The organism is Microbacterium abyssi (assembly GCF_015277895.1).
Classification (GTDB): Bacteria; Actinomycetota; Actinomycetes; order Actinomycetales; family Microbacteriaceae; genus Microbacterium; species Microbacterium abyssi.
Window position 1 is genome coordinate 108,751 of sequence record NZ_CP063815.1, and the last position, 14,342, is coordinate 123,092.

The following is a 14,342-nucleotide window of genomic DNA, read 5'->3' on the forward strand; positions in this document are numbered from 1 at the left end:
CGGACGTGATGCCAAAGGCGACGGCCTCGACGTATGAGCTCGGGGCCGTCTCGATCGAATCCCGCGGTGCGCTCAGCGATGCGATCCTCGGGGTCCTGGCCGGCGACGCGAATCGCGCGGACGACCTCATCGCCCTCGCCGCGGCCGCCGAGGGGGCGGACGATGCTACTCGGAACGAAGATCTTCAGCTGTCGCTGTTCCTCCTGTACGCGCTGAGCTACGGCTCCCTCGCGCAGCACGGCGCCGAGTGGGAATGGGACAGGCGCGTGATAGAGGCCCGCCTGATCCTCGAGCATGCTTTCGAGGCATCCGTTCGCCGGCAGGTCGGACCGCTCGCCGTTCCCGCACCGCGTTCGGCCGAGGTCGCCGAAGCTCTCTTCGAGATGACCAAGCCGACACCTGGTCCGAGCCTCTCCCGCTACATCGCGCGACACGCTGACGCCTCCCAGGCGCGCGAATACCTGGCCCAGCACAGCATCTACACCCTGCGCGAAGCGGACGCGCACTCGTGGGTCATCCCCCGGCTGACCGGCAGGGCGAAGGCGGCGCTGCTCGAGATCCAGGCCGACGAGTACGGCGGCGGAAGCCACCAGCGGATGCATCAGGTGATGTACGCGCGCAGCCTCCGCGCCGCTGGACTCGACGACACCTACGGCCGTTACGTCGACGCCGTTCCCGCGATCACGCTCGCGGCGTTCAATCTCATGACGATGTTCGGCATGAACCGGCGCCTTCGCGGAGCCGCTGTCGGACATCTCGCCGCGTTCGAGATGACGTCGTCCATTCCCTGCCGCTTCGTGGCCGAAGGGCTCCGTCGGTTGGGCTTCGACGACGACGTCGCCGCGTACTACGACGAGCATGTCGAGGCCGATGCGGTACATGAGCAGATCGCGGGGCGTGATCTCGCCGGATCGCTGGCCGAAGACGAGCCGGGGCTCGTGGACGACATAGTGTTCGGCGCGGCCGCCTGCCTCGCCCTCGAGGGCTGGGCCGGCGATCACATCCTCGAATGCTGGCAGGCGGGTGAGTCGTCGTTGCGAGACTCCGAAGCGGCACGCGGGGTCGACCGGACGGCCGCGGCATGACGGACAGGCCCGTCACCATCACTCCGTGTCCCAACGGCCCTCTCCTGGTGCGGGGTGACATCGAGATCGTCGACGACGAGGGCAGGCCGATTCCGCGCACGCGACGCACAGTGGCGCTCTGCCGTTGCGGGGTGTCGACGATCAAGCCGTACTGCGACGGCACGCACAAGTCGGTCGGCTTCCGCACCGACTGAGGCGCTTGCCCTCGCCGCGGTGGGCTGGCGTCAGCCGCGGAGGTCGCGGGCGCGCAATGCCAGAGCGGATGCCGCGGCGAGGGTCAGTGCGATGCCCCAGGTGAGTGCGAGCCCGCCGAAGTCGACGCCCTCCGCCAAGGGCGACTGCCGATACACCCAGGAGTACGGCGACAGCGCGTTCAGCCACTCCAGGTCGTCGGACTGCTTGGCCAGCGCCTGCAGGATGTATCCGAGCACCGCGATGCCGGCACCGACACCGGTGGCCCAGATGCGGCGGCCGGTCGCGGCTCCGGCCAGCAGCGCGGCGCCGGCCGCGAGGAATGCCAATCCGACGAGGGCGGCGCTCGCGCCGATGATGCGCACGGACTCGAGTTCGAGCTCAGCCGGTCCGTTCAGTCCCCACACCACGATGCCCGCGAACGCGCCGAGCCACAGCAGTCGCACGAGCACCGACAGCGCCGTCTCCAGTGCATACTGGCTGCGCCCGATGCCATGCGCGAGATCGAGTTCGGCGCGTCCGCTCTCCTCGGCCGAGGCGAGCGACGAGCCCCAGATGACGGCGGCGATCGTCAGCAGCAGGAATCCCATCAGTCCATAGAACGTCGCCTCGGCGTAGCCGGCACCGCTGGAGATCTGGTTGTACCCGAGGGTGTCGACGAGTTCCTTCGGCAGCGAGTCGATGAGTCCCTGCAGCTCGGCGCTCGCCCCGAAGCTCGGATACAGCGGCAGGTAGAGGAACAGCACGGCGGCGATGCCGATCGACCAGCCGAGGAGGCTGCGCCACGATTCGCGCATGCTGCGCCGGAACACCGGCAGGATGCTGCGCATGTCAGCGCCTCCTTCCGCGTGCCGAGCGGCGAGACCGGGGTGCGCCTTCATCGACGCCCCCGGTTGCCGCCGAGGCCCCCACCGGGCGGCGTCGTTTACTGGGGGCGTCGGCGGAAGGAGGGGGCGTCGACGCATCGGCGGCGCTCGCGTCGCCGTACAGCCGCAGCACCGACTCCTCGAGGTCGGGCTCCTCGACCGTGAGCTCCTGCACCTCGTACTGTGCGAGCGCTTTCACGAACGGATCGATCGCGCCCTCGATCGTCGCGGACAGCTGCACGCCCTCGGTGTGAGCCGCGGCATCCACGGTCTCGACTCCGGGAACCCGCTCGAACGCGGCGCGGGTGGCCGCGGCATCCGCCACCGCCAGCCGCACGCGCACGCGCCGCACGGATCCGAGTCGCAGCGAGGCGACGTCTCCCTCGGCGACGATGCGCCCGCTCGCGAGCACAGCGACCTCGTCGGCGGTCTGCTGGATCTCGCTGAGCACGTGCGAGCTCAGTAGCACGGTCTGCCCGGCATCCCTCGCCTCGCGCACGAGCTGCAGGAACTCGCGCTGCATGAGCGGGTCGAGGCCGCTGGTCGGTTCGTCGAGGATGAGGAGTTCCGGCCGGTGCATGAACGCCTGGATCAGGCCGAGCTTCTGCTTGTTGCCCTTCGACAGCGTGCGCACCGGCCGGTCGAGATCGACGCCGAGCCGGTCGGCCAAGTCGCGTGCGGTGCGGAGGACGGATGCCGCCCCACCGGCGGACCCCGACACCTGGGAGTAGAACGCGAGCAGGCGGTGGCCGCTCGATCGGCCCTCGAGGCGCAGCTCGCCGGGGACGTATCCGATCCGCCGGCGCAGCGCGGCCCCGCCGTGGCGCGGCTCCTCGCCGAGCACGCGCACGGTCCCCGACGATGGGCGGATGACGTCGACCAGCGTGCGCAGCGTCGTGGTCTTGCCCGCGCCGTTCGGTCCGATCAGGCCGAAGATCGTCCCGGGCCGCACGCGCAGGTCGAGCTCGTGCAGCGCGACATTGCGGCCGTACCGCTTGTGCAATGCGCGGACTTCGATCGTGTCGGTCATCGCTCCTCCTCGGTCTCTGCCGTGTCGGCGGCCGCGGCATCCGCGGTCATCGCGGCACGCGCCCCCTCGAGGAATGCATCGGTCGCGTAGATGCCGTGTGTGAGCAGCTCCATGGTCGGCAGGGTCGCGCGCCGGAGGCCGGCGGGGCTGAGCTGATCCTGGCCGAGCGCGCGGGCGATCTGCGCGCGCATCACGACCGGCCCGAGCCCCATCAGCGCCATCAGCAGCGCGGTCATCTCGGGATCGCTCATCGGTACGAGCAGGCCCGCGTCGCGCTGCTCGTCGAGCGTCGCTCGCGTTCCGGCGAGGATGCCGTCGAACAGGCGATCCGCGGCGGGAGAGCCGTCGACCAGCATGCGCCCGAGGTAGTCGATGTACGGGCCGTAGCGTTCGATGTCGTTCAGCGCCGCACGGATGCGATCGGTCGTCGGGGCATCGATGAGCTCGTGGTTCTCGTCGGTGAAGACGCTGACGACATGCTCGTCGCATGCCGCGCGCAGGGCGGCCTTGTCGCCGAAGTGGTGCACGATCAGCGCCGGGCTCACGCCCGCGTCGCTCGCGATCGTGCGCAGGGTCACGGCGTCGAATCCGCCACGGGCGAAGGCGATTATGGCTGCGTCCCGGATGCGGGCGCGAGCGGTGAGGTCATCGGATGCTGAACGCATGTACAGCATACTAAACAACTGTTCAGCCATCGTCAAGAGGTGCGGCTCGTACGCTGGGGACGTGGACTTCTCGTACGCGTCGCTGCGGCGCTTCCCCGATGTGGAGGCTCCGAACCTGCAGGCCTGGAATGCCACGGATGAGCTTCTCGCCCAGCGCGCACTGGCCGCCGGCGTCGATGGCGCGGAGATCGCGGTCATCGGCGACGAGTACGGCGCGATCACGCTGGCGCTCGTGGATGCCGGGCGGCGGGGTGTCCGCGTGCACCAGGACCTCGCGACCGGGCGGCGGGCGCTCGCGCGCAACGCCGCGGAGCTCGGGCTCGACGGATTCACACCGTGTGAATTGGGTCCGGAACTGCTGGAGGGCGCGCGGCTGGTGCTGCTGCAGCTGCCGAAGGCGCTCGCCGAGCTGGAGGAGATCGCGGATGCCGTCGCCCGCTGGGCGTTGCCGGATGTGACGCTCATCGCCGGCGGGCGCGTGAAGCACATGACCCTGGCGCAGAACGAGGTGCTCGGGCGGAGCTTCGAGAGCGTCCAGCCGCAGCGTGCCGAGCGGAAGTCGCGGCTGATCGTGGCGAGCGGGGGTCGGGAGGTTCCGGCCGAGCCGCCGTACCCCATCACCATGCAGCACGACGGACTCACGCTCGTCGCGCACGGCGGGGCGTTCGCCGGCGCGAAGCTCGACATCGGGACCCGGGTGCTGCTGGAGGTGCTGGAGCGGCTTCGACTCGCTCCGCTCGCTCACCCCGTTTCGTCTGCGGCGCTCCGCGCCTCCGCTCAACGACCCGCACCAGAGGCCCGCGAGCCTTCACGGGTCGTTGAGCGAGCCGAAGGCGAGACGAAACGCGTTGAGCGACGAGCGCAGCGAGGAGTCGAAACGGTCGTCGACCTCGGCTGCGGCACGGGCGCGCTCGCCGCGGCCTACGCCCTCGCCCACCCCGATGCGCGCGTCATCGCCACCGACCGCTCAGCGGCGGCCGTGGCATCCGCCCGTGCCACGATGATCGCGAACGGCATCCACGACCGCGTCACTGTGACCCACGACGACGCCGGCTCGGAAATCCCCGATCACAGCGCAGATCTGATCCTGCTGAACCCGCCGTTCCACCTGGGTGCCAGCATCCACACCGGCGCCGCGACGCGGCTGTTCGACGCGGCCGCCCGCATCCTCACACCGGGCGGCGAACTGCTCACGGTCTACAACTCGCACCTCGCCTACAAGCCCGAACTGACGCGCCGGATCGGCCCCACCGAGCAGCTCCACCGCACTCCGAAGTTCACCGTCACCCGCAGCATCCGACGCTGAATCCATTCCGCGCCGCAGATTGTCGACATTCGACACAGTCCGCGACTTTTGTTAGGTTGAAATGTAGACCTTTGGTCTGAGACCAGTCCGCGACCGCGTCCTTCTTTCGAAAAGCTGTGCTGCGAAGAGGCGCGGACGTATGGTCGATGTTCTTTGCGGCGGGACCGACTCCCGTCGCCAGTGCCGCCAGCGCAGCGATGTCGAAACGGCCGTGTGGATGTCACCCGGGCGCAACCGAAGCAGGCTCACCGTCACCCGAAGTCGGGAGCCGCGGGGGAAACGTGACCGAAACCGCTCTTGAAGCGCGCCATCTTTTCAAAGTTTTCGGACGGAATCCGAAGCAAGCCGTCCAGCGTCTGAAGTCCGGAGAATCCCGCGCCGAGGTACGGGATGCCGGAACCGCTGCCGTCATCGACGCCAGCTTCACCGTGAACAAAGGCGAGATCTTCGTCATCATGGGCCTGTCCGGATCGGGCAAGTCGACCATCATCCGCATGCTGAACGGCCTGCATGACATCACCGACGGCACCGTGACGATCGGCGGCGAGACGATCACCGGCATCCCGGCCGCGCGCCTGCGCGAGATCCGTCGCGAGAACGTGTCGATGGTGTTCCAGCACTTCGCGCTGCTGCCGCACCGCACGGTGGCCGACAACGTCGCCTACCCGCTCGAGCTGAAGGGCGTGCCGAGGTCCGAGCGCCTCGCGAAGGCCGAAGAGGTCCTCACGATGGTGGGGCTCGATGGCTGGGGCGACAAGCTGCCCAGCCAGCTCTCCGGCGGAATGCAGCAGCGCGTCGGCATCGCTCGCGCGCTCGCCGCCGACACCGAGATCCTGCTGATGGACGAGGCGTTCAGCGCCCTCGACCCGCTGATCCGCCGCGAGATGCAGGAGCAGCTGGTCGAGCTGCAGGAGAAGCTGCAGAAGACCATCGTCTTCATCACCCACGACCTCAACGAGGCCATGTTCCTCGGTGATCGCATCGCCGTGATGCGCGACGGCCGTATCGTCCAGATCGGCACGCCGGAGGACATCCTCACCGACCCGGCCAACGATTACGTCGCGCAGTTCGTCCAGGACGTCGACCGGGCACGTGTGCTCACGGCATCCAATGTCATGGAGCTGCCGCGCCCCGTCGTGGCAGAATCGGCGGGCCCCCGCACAGCGCTCCGCCAGATGCGCGACGCGTACATGTCGGCCGTGTACGTCACCGGCCGTGACAAGAAGCTCCTGGGCATGGTCACCGACCGGGATGCCGTGAAGCTCATCCGCAAGGGCGAGTCCGAGCTGTCGTCGATCATCAAGCCTGTTCCGCAGAGCGTGAACGAGGACGAGGTGCTGATGAACCTGTTCATCCCCGCCGTGGAGTCGCCGCTGCCGCTGGCAGTGACGGATGCCGACGATCGACTGGTCGGGGTCATCCCGCGCGTCACGCTGCTGGCGGCCCTCGGCCCCGGCCCAGGTGCGACCGAGGAGATCACCCTGCCGCTGCCGCCCGTGCCGCACGCAGAGATCGATGCGGTGCTCGAAGAGGCCGACGCCCTGCTCGGGGAGTCCGATGCCGTCGCGGCAGAGGCATCGAATGAAGGGACGGTGAACTGATGGACGGATTCCGCCTTCCCATCGGCCAGGCCGTGGACGTCGCTGTCGACTGGATCCGCGACAACCTCAAGATCCTGCTCGACATCATCTCGAACATCGTCGGCTTCCTCGTCGAGGGCCTTGCCGACGTGCTGAACTTCCTGCCGGCGCCGATCATGATCCTCGCGTTCGCGCTGGTCGCGTGGCTGCTGCGGTCGTGGCAGCTCGCAGTGGGAACCCTGGTGACCTTCACGATCATCGTCGGGATGGATCAGTGGGACCACGCCATGGAGACGCTCGCGCTGGTGCTCATCGCCGCGCTGGTCACCGTGGCGATCTCCGTGCCGCTCGGCATCTGGGCGGCACGCAACGACCGGGTCAGCGCGATCGTGAAACCCGTGCTCGACTTCATGCAGACGATGCCCTCGATGGTGTACCTGATTCCCGTGATCGTGTTCTTCGGCGTCGGCTTCGTGCCGGGCGTGATCGCGACCGTGATCTTCTCGCTGCCCCCTGGGGTGCGGCTCACCGAGCTGGGCATCCGCGGGGTGGACTCCGAGACCGTCGAGGCCGGGCACGCGTTCGGCGCGGCCCCGGGGCAGATCCTGCGCGGCATCCAGCTTCCGCTGGCGATGCCGACCATCATGGCCGGCATCAACCAGGTCATCATGCTCGCCCTGTCGATGGCGGTCATCGCCGGTATCGGCGGCGCCAACGGACTCGGTAAGGAGGTCGCTGCGGCCCTCGCGACCATCAACATCCCTCAGGGCGTCGAGGCGGGCCTCGGCGTCGTGTTCATCGCCGTGTTCCTCGACCGCGTCACCGCGGCGCTCGGAACGCCGGGCGATCATCCTTCGTCGCTGCTCCAGATTCTGTCGCGCCGCCGCTCCTCGCAGCAGGCGGCGAAGACGGACGCCACCGCGCAGCCCGTTCCCGCATGACCTCCCCGAACTCATACGAAACGCAGCAGAACATACGAAAGGAAGCACTATGAAGAAGTTCCGGCACATCACAGCCATCACAGCACTCGGTGTCACAGCATCCCTCGCCCTCGCGGGCTGTGCGGCAGGCGACGGCGGTGAAGGCGGCGAAGGCGGCGACAAGGGCACCATCACGCTCGGCTACCTGCCCAGCTGGACCGACGGCCTGAGCATGGCCTACCTCGCGCAGGACCAGCTCGAGAAGCTCGGCTACACCGTCGAGATGGAAGAGATGACCGAGGCCGGCCCGCTGTACACCGGTCTCGCCCAGGGCGACTTCGACGTGTACCCCTCGGCATGGCCCGAGGTGACGCACGCCGCGTACATGGAGCAGTACGGCGACGACCTCGAGGACCTCGGTGCCTACTACGAGGGCGCCGTGCTGACGCTCGCCGTTCCGACGTACATGGACGACGTCAACTCCATCGAAGACCTCAAGGGTCAGGCCGACCGCTTCGGCGGCCAGATCGTCGGCATCGAGCCGGGCGCCGGCCTTACCAAGCAGACCCAGGAAACGGCCATGCCCGAGTACGGCCTCGACGGCGAGTACGAGCTGCTCACCTCGTCGACTTCGGGCATGCTCGCAGAACTCGACACCGCATACGCGGCCGAAGAGGACATCGTCGTGACCCTGTGGCGTCCGTTCTGGGCGTACAACCAGTGGGAGATGAAGGACCTCGAGGACCCGAAGGGCGCCATGGGCGACCCCGAGACGCTCAACTTCATCGCGCACGCCGGTGTCACCGAGGAGTTCCCCGAGGCGGCCGAGCTGTTCGGCAAGATCAAGCTGGACGACGAGCAGTACGGCTCGCTCGAGGGTCTGGTCACCGGTGACGAGTACAAGGACGACCCGGTAGGTGCCGTGGACGCTTGGCTCGAGGAGAATGGCGACCAGTTCGATTGGGTCGTCGAGTAAGACCCGCTTCCCCGGCGCGCGGCGTTGGGCGGAGATCACGCCGATGGGCGGAGCTTTCCAGCTGGAGGCTCCGCCCATCGCTGTGTTCTCCTCCTGAGTGCGGGCGCGCAACCCCCTTTTCGGAGCGGGATCGCGCGCACGACGATGGCTGCATGGACGGATTCGCAGCTGTCGACTTCGGCTTCGCACGCGAGGTGCTGCAGCGCGGCATCGCGGCGCTGTACCTCGTCGCGTTCGTCTCGACGCTGAATCAGTTCCGTCCGCTGCTGGGTGAGCGCGGCCTGCTGCCCGCACCCGAGCTTCTCGAGTGGGCATCGGCGTCGAAGGCACGCAGGCGGATGCTGCGCCCCACCCTCTTCACGCGGATCCGCTACACCGACAGGCGCCTCGCTGCACTGTGCTGGGCCGGCATCGTGATCGCCGCCGCACTCATCCTCGGCGTCCCGCAGTTCGCGCCGCCCTGGGTGCCGATGATCTGCTTCCTGCTGCTGTGGGTCGGATACATGTCGATCTCGAGCATCGGGCAGACGTTCTACGGCTTCGGGTGGGAGATGCTGCTGCTCGAGGCCGGCTTCCTCGCGGCGTTCCTCGGCTCCCGCAACGAACCCCCGCCGACCGTCGTGATCGTGCTGTTCTGGTGGCTGTTGTTCCGGCTGGAGTTCGGTGCGGGCATGATCAAGATCCGCGGCGGGCGCGAATGGCGCGATCTCACCGCGCTCACCTATCACCACGAGACGCAGCCGATGCCGGGGCCGCTCAGCCGGCAGGCGCACCTGCTGCCGCGGTGGTTCCACAAGGGCGAGGTGCTCGGCAATCACTTCGCGCAGCTGGTGGTGCCGTTCTTCCTGTTCGCGCCGATCCTCGGGCTGTTCGTGCCCGGCCCTGTCCCCGCCATCGTCGGCGCGGTGTCCGGCGCGATCGTGATCCTCACCCAGACGTGGCTGGTCCTGACCGGCAATTTCGCCTGGCTGAACTGGGCGACGATCGTCATCGCGTTCTCGGCGATCGGGCTGCCCCACGCAGCGGTGCCCCGCGCCCCGGAGTTGGGTGTGGGGTGGCTGGTGATCACCTCGCTCGTCGGCATCCTGTACGTCGTCCTCAGCTGGCCGGCCCTGCACAACCTGTTCGCGAAGCGGCAACTGATGAACGCGAGCTTCAACCGCTGGCAGCTCGCGAACGCCTACGGCGCGTTCGGCACGGTCACGAAAGAGCGGATCGAGATCGTCGTGGAGGGCACCACGGTCGCCGACCCGGATGCCGCGGACTGGCGTGAGTACGAGTTCAAAGGCAAGCCCGGCGATGTGCGCCGCGTGCCGCGGCAGTTCGCCCCGTACCATCTGCGACTGGACTGGCTGATGTGGTTCCTGCCGCTCGGCCGCTCGCTGGAGGACTGGTTCACGGCGTTCCTGGTGCGGCTGCTGGAAGCCGACGAGCCGACGCTGCGGATGCTGCGCGACGACCCGTTCGCGGGCGAGCGGCCGCGATGGGTGCGGGCGGTGTCGTACCGCTACCGCTTCACGACGCGGGAGGAGAAGCGCGAGAGCGGCGCGGTGTGGGTGCGCGACCGGCGCCGGGACGTGCTCGGGCCGTTCGGGCTGCGGTAGCGCGAACGATCTGCCGAAGGCGTCAGTCCTGCCGCTTCTGCGGCATCCGCTCCGGTTCCGGGGCCGGAGCGGGGGCCGGAACCGGCGGGGTGGCGGGCCCGGTGATCTCCCGCGCGACCTGCTTCTCGAGCACCTCGACGGCCTGGTCGCTCAGCACGATGAGCCCGTCGAGCTCCTCGCGTACGCGCTTGTAGGCGACGTTCCGCTCGGCCTGGGTGGCGGAGTCGTCGACAGCGACCTTCAGCAGCTTCTGCGCCCGGTCGAGCTTCTTACGCTCGGCTTCGCTGAACGTGGAGTTGCGCAGTCGGCGGGCCTCTTTCTCGGCGATCTCGAATGCGACGGCGGTGTTGCCGACAGCATCCAGGTATTCGCTGACCTGCTGCTCGCTGATCTTGGCGTTCACGGATGACGGCCGCAACGTGTCGGCGGTCTTCTTCGCACGCAGGAATGCCGCGGTGAGCGGCTGGCGCCCGTCGCTCATGGCGGGGAAGGCGATGAGTTTCGCGACATCGAGCTCGTAGTCGAGCCAGCGCGCGGTGATCTCGTCATGCTCGGCGAAGAGGCGCTCGAGCAGCTCCTTCGACGAGAGCTGCGAATCGGATGCGACGTCCTGTGCCTTCGCCTTCGCGGGAAGTGCCTGTCCTCGCGCCGCGAGCTGCGCGGCCTTGAGTTCGCCCTTGAGGCGCAGCGTCTCGAGCCGGCGCTCGTGGCGGCGCTTCGCGCCCTGCTCCCACGCCTTGGCGGCACCGCCGGCCATCCCCATGATCGGGAAGATGAGCCACCAGAAGTTGCCCGCCCACTGCCAGAACTCTTGCATGATGCGTTCAGCCTACTGCGACGGGGTGTCGCAGAGACCGACGACTTCCCTGGCCTCGCACCCGACCACCGCGTAGCGTGGCACGCGCAGCATCCATCATCGAAGGAGGCCACGTGAGCACTGATCAGACCGCCCAGCAGGCGCTGACGCCGGAACCCGCAGACTCTGCCGCCGACTGGTGGCGGCAGGCGGCGGTGTACCAGATCTATCCGCGGAGCTTCGCGGATTCGAACGGCGACGGCATCGGCGATCTGCGCGGGATCCTCTCCCGGGTGCCCTACCTCGTACAGCTCGGCGTCGATGCGGTGTGGCTGAGCCCGTTCTACCCCTCGGCGCTCGCCGACGGCGGCTACGACGTGGACGACTATCGCGACGTCGACCCGAGGATCGGCACGCTCGCCGACTTCGACGAGATAACCGCGGCGCTGCACGACGTCGGCATCAAGGTGATCGTCGACATCGTGCCGAACCACTCGTCCGACCGGCACGCGTTCTTCCGCGCGGCGCTCGCATCTCCGGCGGGATCGCCTGAGCGGGACCGCTACATCTTCCGCGACGGGCTCGGCGAGAACGGCGAGCTGCCTCCGGCGGACTGGCGATCGGTGTTCGGCGGCTCCGCCTGGGAGCCCGTCGGCGATGGCCAGTGGTACCTGCACACGTTCGCGAAGGAGCAGCCCGACTTCAACTGGGACCACCCTGACGTCCGGCAGGAGTTCCTCACCACGCTGCGGTTCTGGTCGGATCGCGGCGTCGACGGATTCCGGGTCGACGTCGCCCATCTGCTCATGAAGGATCTGCCAGGTGACCTGCCGAGCGCCGCCGAGCTGGCGCTGCTCGACGAGACCTCCGGCCGCCACCCGCTGAAGGACCGTGACGAGGTCCACGACATCTACGCCGAGTGGCGCGAGCTGTTCGACGAGTACGACCCGCCGCGCACCGCGGTCGCGGAGGCGTGGGTGTCGACCCCGGAGCGGCGCGCGAGGTACGCCTCGCCGGAGGGACTCGGTCAGGCGTTCAACTTCGATCTACTCACGGCCGACTTCGATGCCGGCCAGTTCCACAGCATCGTCACCGACAACCTGCGTCACTCGGCGGCGTCGGGATCGTCGTCGACCTGGGTGCTCTCGAACCACGACGTCGTCCGGCACGCGACGCGGTACGGCCTGCCGCCGCTGCACGGGCGGGACGTGAAGCAGGGCGCCGAGTGGATCATCGCCGGTGCCCCGGCCGACGGTGTCGACCTCGAACGCGGAGAGCGCCGTGCACGCGCGGCGACGCTGTTCCTGCTCGCGCTCCCCGGCAGCGCCTACATCTACCAGGGCGAGGAGCTGGGCCTGCACGAAGTCGCCCGCATCCCCGGCGACCAGCGGCAGGACCCGGCCTACACCCGCTCGCTCGCCCAGGGGGAGTGGAGCTCCGACGGCCTCGGGAGGGACGGATGCCGCGTGCCGCTGCCCTGGACCACTAAGCCGCCCAGCTTCGGCTTCGGCGCCGACGGCGCGCACCTGCCCCAGCCCGAATGGTTCGCCGACTACTCGGTCGAGGCCGAGGAGGCAGCGCCCGACTCGACTCTGAACCTCTACCGCCGTGCGCTGGCGCTGCGGCATCAGCTGCAGACCGAGGAATCACTGGAGTGGGTGCCCACCGACGACGCCGACGTGCTCCACTTCCGCCGTCCGGACGGCTGGGAGGTCATGACCAACTTCGGCGAGGAACCGGTGCCGCTGCCGGGCGGACAGGTGATGCTGTCGAGCCGGCGGGTGGACGGCGAGCTGCCCGGTGAGACGACGGTGTGGATCGTCCGCTGAGGACGTGATCGCCCCGCCGCAACCCGATGCAAGGTGGTGGCATCCCGCCGATCGCCGTGCCAGGATGACCACGACTCGGCTCGCGAGGAGCCCGGATCGGGAGGAGCAGACATGCAGCTGGCCATGATCGGACTCGGCAGGATGGGCGCGAACATCGTCCGACGCCTCATGCGCGACGGGCACGAATGCGTCGTCTACGACGTGAACGCGGATGCCGTCGCCGCTCTCGTCGCGGAGGGCGCCACAGGCGCCGACAGCATGGCCGATCTCGCGGCGAAGCTCGAGCCGACCCGGGTGGTCTGGATGATGGTGCCCGCATCGCTCACCGGTTCCGTCGCCGAGGAGGTCGCGTCGGTGCTCGAGCCGGGCGACATCCTCATCGACGGCGGCAACTCGAACTACCGCGACGACGTGCGCCGGGCGAAGACGATGCGCGAGAAGGGGATCGAGTACGTCGACGTCGGCACCAGCGGCGGGGTGTTCGGCCTCGAACGCGGCTACTGCCTGATGGTCGGCGGCTCCGACGCGGCGTTCGAGCACATCGAGCCCATCCTCCGCACGGTCGCGCCGGGTACCGGAGAGGTCGAGCGTACGCCCGGTCGCACCGGCGACCTCACTGCTGAGGAGCAGGGCTTCCTGCACTGCGGCCCCTCGGGCTCGGGGCACTTCGTGAAGATGGTGCACAACGGCATCGAGTACGGCATCATGGCGGCGATCGCAGAGGGCCTCAACCTGCTCCAGAACGCGGATGCCGGCGTGCGCGAAGCGGAGCACTCCGCCGAGGTCGCGCCTCTCGAGGAGCCCGAGTACTACCAGTTCCCGATCAAGACCGACGAGGTGGCGGAACTGTGGCGGCGCGGATCGGTCATCTCGTCATGGCTGCTGGATCTCACCGCTGCCGCGCTGCACGAGAACCCGACGCTCGACGGGCTGGCCGGTCGCGTGTCCGACTCCGGGGAGGGCCGCTGGACGGTCAAGGCCGCGGTCGACGTCGGCGTTCCGGTTCCGGTGCTCGCGGCATCCCTGTTCGAGCGGTTCGCATCACGTGGCGAGGATCAGTTCGCCAACCAGGTGCTCTCGGCGATGCGCCTGCAGTTCGGCGGGCACAATGAACTCCCGGCGGGAGACGTTCTCGAGGCGGGCGGCCGCAAGTCCGACGTGCGCTGAGCCGCATTCCCGGTCATGAAAGGAGGAAACTGTACGCCACAGCGGTCTCAGGCGGGCAGTTTCCTCCTTTCAACGGGCGGGCGCGGGAGCGACACCTGAGATCCGGGGCCCGACCTCGTCAGGCGTCGGCATCCGTCTCGTCGGAATCGACGTCTTCGGCGCCGTCAGCGGCGTCGGCGTCGTCCTCGGCCTGCGCCGGCGGCAGGTCGTCGAGGAACGCACGGTCGTCGTTCGGGTCTCCGGTGCCCTTGTCGAAGCCGGCGGAGGGATCGTCGGTGCGGGGATCGCTCATGGGATACTCCTTCTCTTTGCTGGTCTGCGGTGGC

Annotated in this window: 14 protein-coding genes; 9 read left to right on the forward strand and 5 right to left on the reverse strand. The window is 68.7% G+C overall.

Annotated elements, in window-relative coordinates:
* The first annotated feature begins 8 nt into the window (after positions 1 to 8).
* On the forward strand, positions 9 to 1,085 hold the full coding sequence (locus IM776_RS00580; protein WP_194421166.1) for an iron-containing redox enzyme family protein: 1,077 nt from the start codon (positions 9 to 11) through the stop codon (positions 1,083 to 1,085).
* Entirely contained in the window at positions 1,082 to 1,279 is a 198-nt protein-coding gene (locus IM776_RS00585) for a CDGSH iron-sulfur domain-containing protein (protein ID WP_194421167.1), read from the forward strand. Before IM776_RS00580 ends, IM776_RS00585 begins: the two co-directional genes overlap by 4 nt.
* Positions 1,280 to 1,309: 30 nt before the next feature.
* On the opposite strand, the gene IM776_RS00590 is transcribed toward IM776_RS00585, so the two are convergent.
* The 3 genes from IM776_RS00590 to IM776_RS00600 are packed head-to-tail and all read right to left on the reverse strand — an operon-like array spanning position 1,310 to position 3,838.
* Positions 1,310 to 2,107, reverse strand: a complete 798-nt coding sequence (locus IM776_RS00590) for an ABC-2 transporter permease (protein ID WP_194421168.1) — start codon at positions 2,105 to 2,107, stop codon at positions 1,310 to 1,312.
* 1 nt (position 2,108) lies between these two features.
* Positions 2,109 to 3,173, reverse strand: a complete 1,065-nt coding sequence (locus IM776_RS00595) for an ABC transporter ATP-binding protein (protein WP_194421169.1) — start codon at positions 3,171 to 3,173, stop codon at positions 2,109 to 2,111.
* Positions 3,170 to 3,838 (reverse strand): TetR/AcrR family transcriptional regulator, encoded by a 669-nt coding sequence (locus IM776_RS00600; RefSeq protein WP_194421170.1) that lies wholly within the window; start codon positions 3,836 to 3,838, stop codon positions 3,170 to 3,172. The genes IM776_RS00595 and IM776_RS00600 overlap by 4 nt, the downstream gene beginning before the upstream one ends.
* A 61-nt stretch (positions 3,839 to 3,899) precedes the next feature.
* Here IM776_RS00600 and IM776_RS00605 point away from each other — a divergent pair, with 61 nt between their 5' ends.
* The 5 genes from IM776_RS00605 to IM776_RS00625 all read left to right on the forward strand — a co-directional run bounded on the left by IM776_RS00605 (position 3,900) and on the right by IM776_RS00625 (position 10,224).
* The gene (locus IM776_RS00605) at positions 3,900 to 5,144 is read left to right on the forward strand and encodes a class I SAM-dependent methyltransferase (protein ID WP_228479831.1); all 1,245 of its coding nucleotides are present in this window, start codon (positions 3,900 to 3,902) and stop codon (positions 5,142 to 5,144) included.
* Between the two features lie 281 nt (positions 5,145 to 5,425).
* Entirely contained in the window at positions 5,426 to 6,745 is a 1,320-nt protein-coding gene (locus IM776_RS00610; RefSeq protein ID WP_228479832.1) for a quaternary amine ABC transporter ATP-binding protein, read from the forward strand.
* A complete protein-coding gene (locus IM776_RS00615) occupies positions 6,745 to 7,665 on the forward strand; it encodes an ABC transporter permease (RefSeq protein ID WP_194421172.1) in 921 nt (306 codons plus the stop codon). Before IM776_RS00610 ends, IM776_RS00615 begins: the two co-directional genes overlap by 1 nt.
* Before the next feature lie 49 nt (positions 7,666 to 7,714).
* Positions 7,715 to 8,620, forward strand: coding sequence for a glycine betaine ABC transporter substrate-binding protein (locus tag IM776_RS00620; RefSeq protein WP_194421173.1), 906 nt, complete (start codon positions 7,715 to 7,717; stop codon positions 8,618 to 8,620).
* Between the two features lie 152 nt (positions 8,621 to 8,772).
* Positions 8,773 to 10,224 carry a lipase maturation factor family protein gene (locus IM776_RS00625; RefSeq protein ID WP_194421174.1) on the forward strand — a complete coding sequence of 484 codons (1,452 nt, stop codon included), beginning with the start codon at positions 8,773 to 8,775 and terminating at the stop codon, positions 10,222 to 10,224.
* A 22-nt stretch (positions 10,225 to 10,246) separates the two neighbouring features.
* Here IM776_RS00625 and IM776_RS00630 read toward each other — a convergent pair whose 3' ends face one another.
* Positions 10,247 to 11,041, reverse strand: coding sequence for a hypothetical protein (locus IM776_RS00630; RefSeq protein ID WP_194421175.1), 795 nt, complete (start codon positions 11,039 to 11,041; stop codon positions 10,247 to 10,249).
* Positions 11,042 to 11,154: 113 nt separating this feature from the next.
* Between IM776_RS00630 and IM776_RS00635 the strand changes: the two genes are divergently transcribed.
* On the forward strand, positions 11,155 to 12,849 hold the full coding sequence (locus IM776_RS00635) for a glycoside hydrolase family 13 protein (protein WP_228479833.1): 1,695 nt from the start codon (positions 11,155 to 11,157) through the stop codon (positions 12,847 to 12,849).
* A gap of 111 nt (positions 12,850 to 12,960) precedes the next feature.
* Entirely contained in the window at positions 12,961 to 14,016 is a 1,056-nt protein-coding gene (gene gnd / locus IM776_RS00640) for a phosphogluconate dehydrogenase (NAD(+)-dependent, decarboxylating) (RefSeq protein WP_194421176.1), read from the forward strand.
* 118 nt (positions 14,017 to 14,134) lie between these two features.
* Here the strand turns inward: gnd and IM776_RS00645 are convergent, their stop codons facing one another.
* Positions 14,135 to 14,308, reverse strand: a complete 174-nt coding sequence (locus tag IM776_RS00645) for a hypothetical protein (protein ID WP_194421177.1) — start codon at positions 14,306 to 14,308, stop codon at positions 14,135 to 14,137.
* Between the last annotated feature and the right edge of the window lie 34 nt (positions 14,309 to 14,342).

Excerpts from the sequence above, each read along its gene's own strand:
- IM776_RS00595 (WP_194421169.1), bottom strand. The coding sequence starts at position 3,173 with ATGACCGACACGATCGAAGTCCGCGCATTGCACAAGCGGTACGGCCGC.
- IM776_RS00585 (WP_194421167.1), top strand. The coding sequence starts at position 1,082 with ATGACGGACAGGCCCGTCACCATCACTCCGTGTCCCAACGGCCCTCTC.
- IM776_RS00590 (WP_194421168.1), bottom strand. The coding sequence starts at position 2,107 with ATGCGCAGCATCCTGCCGGTGTTCCGGCGCAGCATGCGCGAATCGTGG.
- IM776_RS00645 (WP_194421177.1), bottom strand. The coding sequence starts at position 14,308 with ATGAGCGATCCCCGCACCGACGATCCCTCCGCCGGCTTCGACAAGGGC.
- IM776_RS00625 (WP_194421174.1), top strand. The coding sequence starts at position 8,773 with ATGGACGGATTCGCAGCTGTCGACTTCGGCTTCGCACGCGAGGTGCTG.
- IM776_RS00615 (WP_194421172.1), top strand. The coding sequence starts at position 6,745 with ATGGACGGATTCCGCCTTCCCATCGGCCAGGCCGTGGACGTCGCTGTC.
- IM776_RS00600 (WP_194421170.1), bottom strand. The coding sequence starts at position 3,838 with ATGCGTTCAGCATCCGATGACCTCACCGCTCGCGCCCGCATCCGGGAC.
- IM776_RS00630 (WP_194421175.1), bottom strand. The coding sequence starts at position 11,041 with ATGCAAGAGTTCTGGCAGTGGGCGGGCAACTTCTGGTGGCTCATCTTC.
- IM776_RS00620 (WP_194421173.1), top strand. The coding sequence starts at position 7,715 with ATGAAGAAGTTCCGGCACATCACAGCCATCACAGCACTCGGTGTCACA.
- gnd (WP_194421176.1), top strand. The coding sequence starts at position 12,961 with ATGCAGCTGGCCATGATCGGACTCGGCAGGATGGGCGCGAACATCGTC.
- IM776_RS00580 (WP_194421166.1), top strand. The coding sequence starts at position 9 with ATGCCAAAGGCGACGGCCTCGACGTATGAGCTCGGGGCCGTCTCGATC.